The 12,659-nt window shown below is 45.6% G+C and carries 13 protein-coding genes; 4 read left to right on the forward strand and 9 right to left on the reverse strand.

Annotated features, from left to right (window positions below; translation table 11 throughout):
- Window positions 1–30 precede the first annotated feature (30 nt).
- Window positions 31–369 (reverse strand): hypothetical protein, encoded by a 339-nt coding sequence (locus tag CVV54_05600; GenBank protein PKL04352.1) that lies wholly within the window; start codon window positions 367–369, stop codon window positions 31–33.
- A gap of 153 nt (window positions 370–522) precedes the next feature.
- Here CVV54_05600 and CVV54_05605 point away from each other — a divergent pair, with 153 nt between their 5' ends.
- The gene (locus CVV54_05605; protein PKL04353.1) at window positions 523–993 is read left to right on the forward strand and encodes an L-2-amino-thiazoline-4-carboxylic acid hydrolase; all 471 of its coding nucleotides are present in this window, start codon (window positions 523–525) and stop codon (window positions 991–993) included.
- The gene (locus CVV54_05610; protein PKL04354.1) at window positions 884–1,807 is read left to right on the forward strand and encodes a TIGR00268 family protein; all 924 of its coding nucleotides are present in this window, start codon (window positions 884–886) and stop codon (window positions 1,805–1,807) included. Before CVV54_05605 ends, CVV54_05610 begins: the two co-directional genes overlap by 110 nt.
- On the opposite strand, the gene CVV54_05615 is transcribed toward CVV54_05610, so the two are convergent.
- Window positions 1,788–3,311 carry a protease gene (locus CVV54_05615; protein ID PKL04355.1) on the reverse strand — a complete coding sequence of 508 codons (1,524 nt, stop codon included), beginning with the start codon at window positions 3,309–3,311 and terminating at the stop codon, window positions 1,788–1,790. The two genes, CVV54_05610 and CVV54_05615, sit on opposite strands and share 20 nt — an antisense overlap.
- A gap of 219 nt (window positions 3,312–3,530) precedes the next feature.
- On the opposite strand from CVV54_05615, the gene CVV54_05620 reads away from it, so the two are divergent.
- The gene (locus CVV54_05620) at window positions 3,531–6,167 is read left to right on the forward strand and encodes a hypothetical protein (protein PKL04356.1); all 2,637 of its coding nucleotides are present in this window, start codon (window positions 3,531–3,533) and stop codon (window positions 6,165–6,167) included.
- Between the two features lie 94 nt (window positions 6,168–6,261).
- Here CVV54_05620 and CVV54_05625 read toward each other — a convergent pair whose 3' ends face one another.
- The 5 genes from CVV54_05625 to CVV54_05645 are packed head-to-tail and all read right to left on the reverse strand — an operon-like array spanning window position 6,262 to window position 8,656.
- Entirely contained in the window at window positions 6,262–6,948 is a 687-nt protein-coding gene (locus CVV54_05625; protein PKL04357.1) for a single-stranded DNA-binding protein, read from the reverse strand.
- 36 nt (window positions 6,949–6,984) lie between these two features.
- A complete protein-coding gene (locus CVV54_05630) occupies window positions 6,985–7,830 on the reverse strand; it encodes a preprotein translocase YidC (protein ID PKL04549.1) in 846 nt (281 codons plus the stop codon).
- Between the two features lie 5 nt (window positions 7,831–7,835).
- A complete protein-coding gene (locus CVV54_05635; protein ID PKL04358.1) occupies window positions 7,836–8,123 on the reverse strand; it encodes a membrane protein insertion efficiency factor YidD in 288 nt (95 codons plus the stop codon).
- Complete coding sequence (locus CVV54_05640) at window positions 8,114–8,515, reverse strand: ribonuclease P protein component (protein ID PKL04359.1); 402 nt, start codon at window positions 8,513–8,515, stop codon at window positions 8,114–8,116. The genes CVV54_05635 and CVV54_05640 overlap by 10 nt, the downstream gene beginning before the upstream one ends.
- 6 nt (window positions 8,516–8,521) lie before the next feature.
- Window positions 8,522–8,656: a 50S ribosomal protein L34 gene (locus CVV54_05645; GenBank protein PKL04360.1), complete on the reverse strand. Its 135-nt coding sequence runs from the start codon at window positions 8,654–8,656 to the stop codon at window positions 8,522–8,524.
- A 227-nt stretch (window positions 8,657–8,883) separates the two neighbouring features.
- Here CVV54_05645 and CVV54_05650 point away from each other — a divergent pair, with 227 nt between their 5' ends.
- The gene (locus CVV54_05650; GenBank protein PKL04361.1) at window positions 8,884–9,150 is read left to right on the forward strand and encodes a 30S ribosomal protein S20; all 267 of its coding nucleotides are present in this window, start codon (window positions 8,884–8,886) and stop codon (window positions 9,148–9,150) included.
- 67 nt (window positions 9,151–9,217) lie between these two features.
- On the opposite strand, the gene CVV54_05655 is transcribed toward CVV54_05650, so the two are convergent.
- Both CVV54_05655 and CVV54_05660 read right to left on the reverse strand, forming a co-directional pair.
- Complete coding sequence (locus CVV54_05655; GenBank protein ID PKL04362.1) at window positions 9,218–10,132, reverse strand: hypothetical protein; 915 nt, start codon at window positions 10,130–10,132, stop codon at window positions 9,218–9,220.
- Window positions 10,132–12,630, reverse strand: a complete 2,499-nt coding sequence (locus CVV54_05660; GenBank protein ID PKL04363.1) for a leucine--tRNA ligase — start codon at window positions 12,628–12,630, stop codon at window positions 10,132–10,134. The genes CVV54_05655 and CVV54_05660 overlap by 1 nt, the downstream gene beginning before the upstream one ends.
- Between the last annotated feature and the right edge of the window lie 29 nt (window positions 12,631–12,659).

A 12,659-nucleotide genomic window follows, 5' to 3' on the forward strand; every position in this document is an offset into this window, starting at 1 on the left:
TTCCTGTCCAAAGCCCAAGAGGCCTGATTACTATTCTTCTTCGGCACGCCAGCAACAATAATCGAGAAGTTTTCCTATTACTATACCGGCCCCAAAAGCTATAACCACAGAAAGGAATGGGTTGTCTGACACTCTTGTCCCAACTTTGGCAACAGCTGCTCTTCCTGGCTCTTCATATTTTTCGATCACCGGCTTTACAGCTGCAAGGAGGGACTTAGCTCCGTCATCCAAGGTGTTTTTTACCTTGTTGAAATCAATGATGCGCTTGGCTTCGGCCTTTTCCTGCTGTTCCGCGATCGTACATTTCAAGGCCTCGATTTCAGCCTTCAATTCCATGATGATGTCTTCGCTTTTATTCACCTCTGTCATGGCAATACCTCCTTCTGATTTTTCTGATTCAGTTCGTATTGCTTATGATCTCTGTTTTGCTATTTTATCATGATAGAGTATTTTCAGGAAATAAAAGGTTAAAATATAAGCATAATTACTGCAATAATTTATTTAACAGTCGGAGGTCAGAAAATGAGAGAGAACTACGTAGAGGTACCCCTCCTGCAGCAGAGGGAGATCGAAATAAAGGTACTTGGACCTGTAATAAGGGCGTTTGCTGAGGAATTCGGCAAGGAAAAAACGTATGATCTGGTACGAAAGACTATGCAGGAGATATCACGAAGCCTCGGGAAGGAAAAATCACTCAATGGAGGCGGACTGGAAAACCTGAAGGAAAAATGCATTTCAAAGTGGAACGAGGGGGGGGCGTTGGAAGTCAAGATGAAGGAAGATCTTGACTCTGTGCTTTCTTTTGATGTCACTAGATGTGAATTTGCAAACCTATACAAAGAACTGGGGTTCGGCGACATAGGATCTCTGATTTCATGCGACCGTGACTCGGCATTCCTGGAGGGATTCGATCCCGAACTGGAACTGGTGCGAGAAAAAACTCTCATGGACGGGGATACCCTCTGTGATTTCTGTTATAGAAAAAAAGGATGATTTTTTGCATCCTGAAGAAAAGTACAAAGAGCTTGTCAAATTAATAAAAAAGCTGGGAAGAGCTGCTGTCGCTTTTTCAGGAGGTGTGGACAGTGCTTTGCTTGTTTTTGCGGCCAAAGAGGCATTGGGTGACAACGCCGTTGCCTTCACTGTCTGGTCACCGTTGCTCTCATCAAAAGATAAGATAGAGGTCCTCGCTTTTGCTGAGAGGTACGGGATCAGGCTTTTCAAAATAGGGCACGATGATCTTGACAGCAGAGATTTTTGCGAAAACGGACCGGAGCGGTGCTATGTATGTAAATCCAAAAGGCTTGACGCGATGTTATCTTATGCAGCACAGCTTGAGATCCCATGGCTCCTTGACGGTTCAAATACCGATGACCTTAATGACCACCGGCCGGGAATGAAGGCCCTTAAAGAATCATTCAATGTTCTTTCACCTTTTCTTGAGTGCGGCCTTTCGAAAAAGGAAATCAGGGAGATATCATCAAGCCTGGAACTGCCCACCGCAAACAAACCCTCTGCGGCCTGCCTTGCCTCAAGAATACCTACAGGCACTGCGATCAGTGAAGAGATGATCTTGAAGGTCGATGTCGGAGAGAGCATCATCAGAAAATATCTTCCCTTAGATTCTCAACTAAGGATGCGTTATGACGGAATAACAGCAAAAATAGAAACAGACCGGGAAAATATTCCCGGTCTGATCAAGGATCTAAGTCTTATCACGGATAAACTGACCTCTTTCGGAATAACTGACGTCCTGGTAGTGAAGGACGGCTATTCCATGGGAGGAGCTACATTTCGACCGAAATGAAGAGTGTCTGTCCTCCCCTGGACACCAGTATGCCCAGTGATTTGTTCTTTGCCCCCATGACCCTGTTCCAGTCATCCAGCGTCTTCATCTTTGTCCTGTTGACTTCTAGGATAACATCACCGGGCTGAAGTCCAAGCCGGGCACCCAGGCTCCCCCTGTCAACGTTTACCACGATAAGTCCCTCATTTGATTCAAGCTTGAACTGCTTTTGAATTTCATTGTCTATCACTGCAGCAGTGATCCCCATCTGCTTTGATATTTTTGCTGTGCCCGAAGGTTCCTTTGTGGGTTTACTGCCTGTTTTCTGATTTTCACCTTTGTCTATCTCGCCAAGCACTACTTCTATTGTCCTCTTTTTTCCATCCCTGAATATTTCGAATTCTACCTTGTCTCCGGCTAGCTTGTTCCTTACAGAAAAGACTACGTCCTGGCTGTTTTTGACCGCCTTGCCTGCTATTGATACTATCACGTCGCCTCTCCGAAGTCCGTATTTTTCTGCAGGTGAGCCGGGCTGAACATCAGCAATGATCGATCCTTCTTTAACAGGTATCTTGTAGGCGTCGACAAGCGCAGCCGTCAGCGGCTGCACTGTTACCCCAAGCCAGCCTCTCCTTACTTCCCCATGCTGGATAAGGTCGTCCATGATCTGCTTGGCCATGTTGATCGGAACTGCGAACCCTATTCCCTGTGCATAAGGAACGATAGCGGTGTTGATACCAATGACCCTTCCGTTGAGGTCGATAAGAGGTCCTCCGCTGTTTCCCGGGTTGATCGCCGCGTCTGTCTGCATGAAACCCTGGAAGTTGACTCCGGGTGCCTGTAGAGTCCTGTTTTTAGCTGAAACTACTCCCGCAGTTACAGAATTCTCAAAACCCAGTGGGTTGCCTATCGCGACGACCCATTCACCGACTTCTGTCGCATCAGAGTCTCCGAGCAAAAGCACGGGAAGGTCAGGGGCCTTGATCTTTATTACGGCAAGGTCGAATGTAGGATCCTGCCCGATTTTTTTCGCGTCAAAGGACCTGCCGTCCAAAAGTGTGACCTTGATCTTGTCAGCGCCTTCAACAACATGGTTGTTTGTCAGGATATACCCATCCTTAGTAACGATGAAGCCGGAGCCTTTGCCTCTTTGAGGCACCACTCTCTCCTGCATCCCGTCTCCGCCGAAGAAATCCTCTCCAAAAAATTCTTCAAAAAATGGATCCCTGCCGAATGGATTGCTCATTATCCTCTGTTTGACCATCGTCTCTGTGTCAATATTTACAACAGCAGGAGAGCTTTTTTTGACTATCGAGACAATAGGATTGCCGTTGTAGATATCCTGTGCGTATGCTCCGACGGTCGCAGAGGCAACAGTTTTTGCATCAGGTTCCCGTGCATTCTTTACAACAGTGTATTCTGATGCAATGAAAGTTCCAAAGGCTCCCCCAGCAAACATTATCGCACCGGCTGCAGCGGCAATACCAAATTTTTTCACAGCAGTTATAATTTTTTCTTTACTCATAAACACACCTCCGCGTTTTTGACGATTATTTTTTCGAATACGTATTTCATTTTAGTTAATCCTAATTAAATTACATCAAGTATATTACGTATGGCAAAGCGGGTGAAAAAACCTAAATCAACTTCGTAAACTTTATTGCGCATTTAGTTCCATTGTTCTTTGCGCCTTTGCCTGCTATAATATTAAAGTAATGCAATCCAACCACTGTGGAGCCTGTATATGAGGAAGATATTCAGATCTTATTTTCCGACCACTCGCACATTTTTTCTTCTGATAGCCTTTTTGGCTATTACTTTTTTTGCGATTTTTGCTCTCCTTGGACATGTCAGGTCAATTTTTTTCTCCCACGCAGACACTCAAAACCAATCAGTTGTATCTATGGCAGCAAACATGGTCAACGAACGCATATACGCAAAACTCATCCAGCTGCAGGCACTGGCATATACCCCCTCTTCACAAAAGAATTTGTTCAGCAAGGAAAACCTGAATAAAAGACTCGAACAACTAAGACCGGAAGCTGCAAAGATCGGGTATGACTTTATCCAGCTGACAGACGCAGAGGGGAACACGGTAAGTACCAACGGGAAAAAAGTTGACATCGTTGAGACAGATCATTTTTATCGGGCCATTCGAGGTTTCACTGTTATATCACAGGTAGTAAGCGATGATGTAACAAGCACACCCAGAATATCAGCTGAGAGGATAGTTTTTTTAAGCGTTCCCGTTTTTTCTGGAGCTGCAGTTATTGGTGTACTTACCGCCGCGATAAATGTTGAGAAACTTTTCATACTTCAAAACATAGATATTCCCTATAGCGGAACTTTCTTATGCCTGATAGATAAAAACAACAACGTTGTTGAGTATTCAGGAAGCTACCTGAGAGAGTTCGCTCACCTTACCAGAAGTCTGAACTTTTTCAGCCCCCTCTCTACCCTGATCGAATCAGATGAACTCAAGTTTCTCAAAGAAGAACTTTCAAACCTCGCAGGAAACATGATAAAACATCACAAAAGCACCAAAAACGACAGGATGATATCTTTTGCATCTCTTCCGCATTCAGATCAGTGGAAACTTGTTGCCGTCTCATCAGAAGAGAGTATCAGGTCCCAGCAGAACAGTCTTCTTATGAAGATAGGCGCTTTGATTTTATTGAGCACTCTTTTAATGACATTAACAGCGATATATCTTTACGTAATGAACTGGAAATATAAAAGGATCCGTGAACTTTCACACAGCACGATAAATAAGACCGGATTTCATTTTTTCAAAATTTCATCTGACGGAGAAGTTATGGACTTTGAAGATGATTTCGCATCTTTTCTGGGTATATCTCCTGATAAATCAGCTTTCAACTTTAAAGAGTTCATGAATGACGGACAAACAATATTCCCGGCTAAGATCGAAAAGGATGCTTCATTCAAACTTTCTCTTCGCAACAAGAACAACGACAAGACTTTTCTTCTTATTCAGATAATCGGAAATAACGAGAGAGGTTTCTTCCCTGCATTTGCGATCGATGTTACAAAGGACGAGCTGCTCCAGGAAAGGGTCAGAAATCTTGCTTATACTGACATGACCACCAATGTTCCCAACAGGGAGAGCTTCACCCTCAAAATTGAGAGCCTTAATCAAAAATGCCTCTCAAAGAGCTTTAAAAGCGGGCTGCTCTTTATTGACATAAACGACAGCCATAGAATAATGGAAATTTTTGGACACAGGCTCTTCCAAAAAATGCTTCGTGAGGCAGCCGGAAGGCTTACGTCTGTTTCGATCCAGGCCCAAGGGAGCATTTATAACCTTGACAGCGATGATTTTGTAATAGTTATCGACGAACATGACAATATCAGCCAGATCCTTGAGATCGCAGGAGAGATAAACAAAAAATTCCTTGATCCCTTCATACTCGGAGATTGTCCTTTCGAAGTCAAATGCAGGATAGGGATAGTATCCTGCCCTGAATACCAGAGAAGGACACCTATCACTCCAAGTGACATGATCAGATACGGTGAAATTACATTGAGGCTTGCAAAATCCAATGACGACCTCTTCATTTTGGACAAACAGTCTTATCTCGCAGTGATCAAAGAATTAGACATGGAGATGGACCTGCAGAATTCAATAAGAGACAAGGAGCTAATACTTCTTTACCAGCCCATATATTCTTTTGGATCAGACAGGATAATAGCAGTGGAATCCCTCCTTTCATGGAAAAGCAAAAAACATGGGACAGTTGCCCCTTCTGTTTTTATCCCATTGGCAGAAAGGAGCGGTTTTATAAATAAATTGGGAGACTTTGTAATAGATACATCTTTTGAGTTTGCATCAAAATTGAAAGAGAATAATATATTCGTCAATTTCAATGTTTCAACAGTACAGTTCTATCAGATGGATTTTGCAGAAAAGCTTGCAGCCAAGTTAAAAAATCACGGCCTTCCGCCGCAAAGCGTGGGCCTGGAAATAACAGAATCCTGTTTGTGCAAGGACATTGCAGAATTAGTTGAAAAACTAAGTATGATAAGAGAAGCAGGCATAACGGTCTTGATCGATGATTTCGGCACAGGGTACTGCTCTCTCTCGTACCTGAAAGATCTTCCTGTCGACTATCTGAAAATAGACAGAAGTTTTATTATGGGGATCGAAAAATCGGATAAACAGGTCAAACTATTAAGAGGAATAACCAACGTAGCAAAATCCCTTGGGGTTGAGATCATTGCTGAAGGGATCGAAACAGAAGATCAGCTTGATGCCGTTATAGGATGCGGGTGCAGAAACATACAGGGATTCTATATTTCCAGACCTATGAATGAAATAAATACTCTTGATTTTATCAACTCTTACATGGGCCCGGGGAAATAATATCTGAAACATAAGTTACAGCCATATAAAAGGTGCGCGGAGCAGCAAATGCTCCGCGCACCTTTTATATATGTGAAAGTGATACGATATATATCTATCTGCTGCGCGGGGTTCTTTTTCTTCCACTATCGGGACGTGAGACAGGACAGACAAGGACCCGTCTTGAAGGTTCTTCCCCTATTGACCTTGTCTCAACCTCTTTGTTGTCTCTTAGAGCCAGATGAACTATGCGTCTTTCCCAGCTCGACATTGGCTCAAGGCTTACCGGGGTCCCCTTGCGAAGGGCTTCCCTGGCTATTGATTCTGCAAGCCTTGACAATGTCTGCTCCCTGCGCTGGCGGTAACCCCCGCAGTCAAAGCGTACCCTGCGGGTCGACATGTCATCATGACAGGCAAGGTTTGTAAGGTATTCCAAAGCCTTCAGTGTCTCGCCATACCTTCCGATGACAACTCCCACATCTTCTCCCACCAGATTGATCATTCCGTCTTCGTTCAGTTCAGGTATCAGGTCCAGGTCCATCTTATCCAAGACCTCGTTGACGAAGTGGCATGATTTTATAAAGGTGGCTGGAGCAAATGGCCTTACCTCAACTTTATACGAACTGCCAAGAAAACCAAAAAGTTTTTTATCCTCGGAAATTATCTGGGTTTCAACATCATCCGGCTCTATTCCCCAAAGTTCCGCCGCTTTTCCACGCGCTTCTTCTACAGACACACAATCCAAGATCAGGGATTCGATCTCAGGCATCGGACATTTTTCTTCCATATCTCTGTCCATCATATATACCTCTTGCTGACTCTGATAAGAGAATGACTTTTATTCATCGTCATCTTCTTCATAGTCGTCGTCCTCGTATTCATCGTCATCTTCTTCTGCTGTTGAAGATGTCGGCTTATTTTTATGAAGAGCCGGCTTGACCTGAAGTTCCTGTTTAGTTTTGGACATTACGAAATACTGCTGGACTACTCCCATAAGAGAGGAAAGGCCCCAGTAAAGCATAACTCCACCCGGCATTGAAAGACATATAAACGCCATGAAAAATGGCATTATCGTGTTCATCATCGCCATCTGGGGGTTTGTGCCGGATGAAAGCTTCTGCTGTGCCCATGTAAGGAAGGAAATGCTTATCAGCAAAATAAGGTTTCCAATATAGAGTCCTGCATTCGACAGACCAGCAGGATTTTTGAGTATCCCGGTCAAAACCGACATGACTCCGTAGTTCCCGGTGGGATCCGCAGCTACTCCGACTGCCTGTGCCAACCCTGCGGTGGTCGAAGAACCGAGTATTATTCCCATAAAGGAACCCCCGGCAAAATCATAAGTTCTCAGTACGTTGAAGAGAAGAATGAGGATCGGAAGCTGCACAAGCAACGGGAGGCATCCTGCTGCCGGATTGACCTTATTCTCCTTATAGAGACGCATCGTTTCCTGGTTGAGTTTCTCTTTATCATTTGCATATTTTTCCTGCAGCACCTTCAGCCTTGGCTGTATCTTCTGCATCTGCTGCATGCTTGTCATCTGCTTCTGATTAAGAGGATAGAGAACTATCCTTACTGCTATGGTCAAGAGCACTATTGCCAGACCAAAAGAGTTTGTGAGACCATAAAAAAATTCAAGAATCGTTAGAAGCAGTTCGCTTGCTCCACTCCATATCGCGCCCAAAACTTTCACCTAACCTTTCGAAGTCCTTTAAATAACTTCCCCATCCAGATCCGTGTATCTACTTCTTTCTGCTCGGGTACAGGGTCATATCCCCCCGGATCCCATGGGCCACAACGCAAGATCCTGCGCAAGCCCAGCTCTGCTCCGCAAAAAAGACCGTATTTCTCAACCGCTTCAGCTGTATATTCGGAGCAATTTGGAATGAAGCGGCATTTTCCACCCCCTAATATCGGTGATATTGCTGCCTGGTAAAACCTGATAAAAAAAAGTCCTGCCTGTGAAGCTAAGCGCATGTTTCCCCTTCTTTGTCAGCATTCCAGTCAAAACCGGGCCAGTCGTTCTTCATAAGCCCTCTCCTCTTGAGTGAGCAAGCAATATCCATGTAGACATCCCTCGAAGATCTTTCCAGCGCTTTCTCCCTTAAAGAAGCAATTATCCATACACCGTCCTTGATCCACGGCAAAAGCCGTCTGAATGCTTCTCTCATCATCCTTCGACCTCTGGTACGTCTGGATGCATTTGCAGTTTTTCGTCCGACGGTTACTCCGATGAGTGGTGGGTCGCCGGGGCGTTCAACAAACAACAACCGCACCAGCTCGCCTTTTTCACGGCGTCCGGTGCGGAATACAAGGTCGAACTGCCACCCGTGCTTGAGCCTGACAGCTGACGAAAAGCCGAAATTCACGGCAGATTAGACAGCAAGACGCGCTCTACCCTTACGGCGACGATTCCTTAAAATACGGCGTCCGCTTGGGGAGGCAGAACGTACGAGAAAGCCCATTGAACGCTTTCGTCTGGTGTTATGCGGCTGAAATGTTCGTTTCACAGACTACACCTCCTGTGGTTCATTTTCACATGACCTTAATTGTCTTATATGCAACCTAGTAAATATAACATACACTTCCCTATGGAGCAAGGAAAATTATACATCTTATTCATTATATATTTTTTGGACATTTAATCTGAATTTAGAGTAAAATAGAATGTGTTGTTGCAGAAAATGCCCCATATGTGCTAATATATCCGCTGTCTTTTGTGAAGGAGGTGACGGCATTGCCAAATAAGAAATCAGCGAAAAAACGAGTTCTGGTCACTGAAAGAAACCGCATTTACAACCGCTTCTGGAAAACCCGCTGCAAAAATGCAGTAAAGAAGCTTCTGGATGCAGTTGAACAGAAAGACTCCGAGCTTGCAACAAAGAGGCTGAACGAGGCTCAGGGTGTACTGGATAAAGCGGTAGTAAAGGGCGTCGTCCACCGAAATACAGCGTCTCGCCGCAAGGCTATGATGGCAGCAAGATTTAAGTCTCTTTCTGCATAAGTGACCTGATTTAATTTACAAATCTATGGAGGGGCTAAAGGTGCGTCCCTCCATTTTGTTTTTTCGTTCAGCAGCCCATCAATTCGATCACAAGCGTCTCAAGTCCGGCCCACCCCGACCCCGTACCGCTCTTTTCATCAATATTTATCTTTATTAGGCCAAGCACAAATTTGCTTATAGATCCTGCACTGTATTTTCGAGCAGCATTTCCAGCCATACTCCATGCGTAATTCTTTGCTCCCAGCGACTCCGCAAAAAGAGATCCTTTATGCGGATGCATTGACGAGTACCATGCGAGTCTCATTCTGTTGTGCATGGCAGAAACAAGAGGGATGAGGTCGCCGTTCTTGGAGATCGCGTGAAGGCTTTTCAGAGTTTTTATATGATCTCCGCTGCACAGTCCGTCGAGAAGTTTGAGAAGGTTTCTCGTACCGTCATCCAGACACATGTTTTCAATATCAGAAGTATTGACAGTACCTCCTTTTTTAAGCAGTGACAGGCTTGAGAGCTGACGTCTGATCTCCTCCGGATCCTCAGTCAGTTCTATTATCAAGGCGGCAGCTTCACGGTCTATCTTAATTTTCATCTCTTTGGCCAGATCTATGGTCCACATCATTCTTTCCCTGGGCCAGCGAGGAAAGGGGGGTGCCTTTATGATCCTGCATTTTTGAAGGGTCTGAGGAGGAAAAACTTTTGCCGGATCTGAATCATAGACCAGCAGCAATACTACCGGAGAATCAGCATCTACCATAGGGTCAAGGTTTTCAGGAAAAGGGCCCAATATGGGAGCCGAATCAACAATAACTATCCTGTTCTCGTCAAACAGTCCGCCTGAGAGATTATCAGACAGGAGAGGGCTCCATTCCCCCCCCTCCTGTCTTCCTGATACCACATATCCTTTTTTTTCAAAATGGGCAACTGTCTCCTCCAGGAGGCGTCTCTGTGCGGTACCTGAAGCAGAGATCAGGAGGAGCGAAGGCATCAGCCCTTCACCACTATGTTTACCAGTTTGCCGGGTATCGGGATGATCTTTATTATCTCTTTACCCTCTATCCTCTTAAGTGTCTGAGGTCTTGACAGTATTTCCTTCTGAAGGTCTTCTCCTGACATGTCGGCCCTTACTGTAAACTGCTCGCGTACTTTGCCGTTTATCTGGAGCACAACTGTGACCTCATCATCAGCAAGGGACTCCGGATCTACATCAAACCACTTCTCAACTGAGAGGAACGTTTCGTTTCCGATATTATGCCAAAGCTCTTCGGTAATATGCGGTGCAAAAGGAGAGAGACAAGAAAGAAGGGTCTCCACTCCCTCTTTCATCACTGACCATGCCTCCGGAGTCTTCGGCTTAAAGCTGATCAGCGCATTAGTAAGTTCCATGAGCCTTGCAACAGCTGTGTTAAACTGGCGCTCTTCGCTTATGTCCTTTGTTACCCTGTCTAAAGTGTTGTGGGTGATGCGTTTGATATCCCTGACATCCACCGCTTTAATGTCTTTCATCGGGACCCGCTCTTTTGAAGCAGACCTGATCTCCTCAAGGTTTGCTTCAACAAGACGCCATACCCGTCCAAGGAAGCGGTTTGCGCCTTCTACCCCACGTTCAGACCAGTCCAGGTCTTTTTCCGGCGGCGAGGCAAAAAGTATAAATAGTCTTGCCGTGTCAGCTCCAAATTTTTTGATTATCTCGTCGGGATCGACAACGTTGCCAAGCGATTTGGACATTTTGGCCCCGTCTTTTATGACCATCCCCTGGGTAAGAAGCCTTTTGAATGGCTCTCTCATGTCCTTTGGAAGAAGTCCCAGGTCCGCGCATACTTTTGTAAAGAACCTGGCGTAGATGAGATGGAGACATGCGTGCTCGATACCGCCGATGTACTGATCGACGTTCATCCAGTAAGCAGCATCATCCTTGTCAAAAGGCTGTTCTGTCTCCCATGGTGATGTATACCTGCTAAAGTACCATGAAGAGCAGAAAAAGGTGTCCATTGTATCTGTTTCACGCCTTGCCGGCTTTCCGCAAACAGGGCACGTGGTATTTATCCAGTCTTCACGAAGTGCAAGTGGATTGCCTCCGTTTTCAGGCATCTCGATATCAAGGGGCAGTTCTACGGGAAGCTGATCCTCAGGCACCGGGACGATCCCGCAGTGATCACAGTAGATCATTGGTATGGGGGTTCCCCAGTAGCGCTGTCTCGAGATGAGCCAGTCCCTCAGCCTGAACTGGACTTCTTTGCTTCCAAGTTTCTTTTTATCGAACCATTCACCAATTTTTTCGATCGCCTGAGGTGTTGGCAGACCGTCGAACTCGCCTGAGTTGCATGCTATACCGTCGGCATCAACAGACTCAGGCATCGTCGCCCCGTCAGGGACTGGCCCGTCCTCAGGTCTGACTACCGGGATCACGGGTATTCCGTATTTTCTTGCAAAGTCGAAGTCCCTCTGATCGTGGGCTGGAACACCCATTATCGCTCCGGTCCCATAATCAGTAAGGATGTAGTCAGCTATCCAGATAGGCACTTTTTCTCCGTTCACAGGGTTTATCGCGTAGAATCCGGTCTCGATGCCCTCTTTATCTGCACCTACTGCAGTACGCTCTATCGCGCTGCGCGATGACATTTTCTTTGCGAAAGCCCTAAGCTCTTCAGCCTTAGTCCCTCCGACCTTTTCAGCAAATGCCTCAACAAAGGGGTGTTCAGCTGCCATTGCAACGAAGGTGACGCCGAAAATGGTATCTATCCTTGTTGTGAATGCTTCAATACTGAGGTCAGTATCGACGATGTCCATTTTAAAATGGACTCCTTCGGATCTGCCTATCCAGTTTCTCTGCATGGTAACTACCCGTTCCGGCCATCCGTCAAGATCGTCGAGGCAGTCTACGAGTTCCTGTGCATAATCTGTTATCCTAATAAACCACTGTTCCAGTCCGCGCTTAACTACAGGCGTGCCGCAGCGCCAGCAGACGCCTTCTCCTACGACCTGTTCGTTTGCAAGAACTGTTTTGCAGTCTTCGCACCAGTTGACGGGGGCGTGCTTGCGGTATACAAGTCCTTTCTTATAGAACTGGAGGAAAAGCCACTGGTTCCATTTATAGTAATTAACGTTGCATGTCTCTACCCTGCGTCTCCAGTCATAACTGTAGCCTGCTCTCTTGAGCTGATTGGTCATATGTTCGATATTGCTCCATGTCCATTCAGCAGGAGGGAGTTTCATTTTTATGGCAGCGTTTTCGGCAGGCATCCCGAAAGCGTCGAAACCCATGGGATAGAGGACGTTATAGCCCTGCATCCTTAGGAATCTTGCCAAAAGATCCCCAATGGAATAATTGCGCAAGTGCCCCATATGGAGTGCTCCGCTTGGATAGGGGAACATCTCAAGGCAGTAAAATTTTTCTTTACTGCTGTCTGCCTCAACTTCGAAAACCTTTGATTCGGTCCATTCCTTCTGCCATTTTGGTTCTATGGCACCAAAATCGTATGGCATCTATATCTCCTCCGTTGCTAAATGAAATC

Source organism: Synergistetes bacterium HGW-Synergistetes-1, from assembly GCA_002839185.1.
GTDB lineage: Bacteria > Synergistota > Synergistia > Synergistales > Synergistaceae > Caenicola.

Excerpts from the sequence above, each read along its gene's own strand:
- CVV54_05605 (PKL04353.1), top strand. The coding sequence starts at position 523 with ATGAGAGAGAACTACGTAGAGGTACCCCTCCTGCAGCAGAGGGAGATC.
- CVV54_05660 (PKL04363.1), bottom strand. The coding sequence starts at position 12,630 with ATGCCATACGATTTTGGTGCCATAGAACCAAAATGGCAGAAGGAATGG.
- CVV54_05625 (PKL04357.1), bottom strand. The coding sequence starts at position 6,948 with ATGATGGACAGAGATATGGAAGAAAAATGTCCGATGCCTGAGATCGAA.
- CVV54_05615 (PKL04355.1), bottom strand. The coding sequence starts at position 3,311 with ATGAGTAAAGAAAAAATTATAACTGCTGTGAAAAAATTTGGTATTGCC.
- CVV54_05600 (PKL04352.1), bottom strand. The coding sequence starts at position 369 with ATGACAGAGGTGAATAAAAGCGAAGACATCATCATGGAATTGAAGGCT.
- CVV54_05620 (PKL04356.1), top strand. The coding sequence starts at position 3,531 with ATGAGGAAGATATTCAGATCTTATTTTCCGACCACTCGCACATTTTTT.
- CVV54_05635 (PKL04358.1), bottom strand. The coding sequence starts at position 8,123 with ATGCGCTTAGCTTCACAGGCAGGACTTTTTTTTATCAGGTTTTACCAG.
- CVV54_05655 (PKL04362.1), bottom strand. The coding sequence starts at position 10,132 with ATGCCTTCGCTCCTCCTGATCTCTGCTTCAGGTACCGCACAGAGACGC.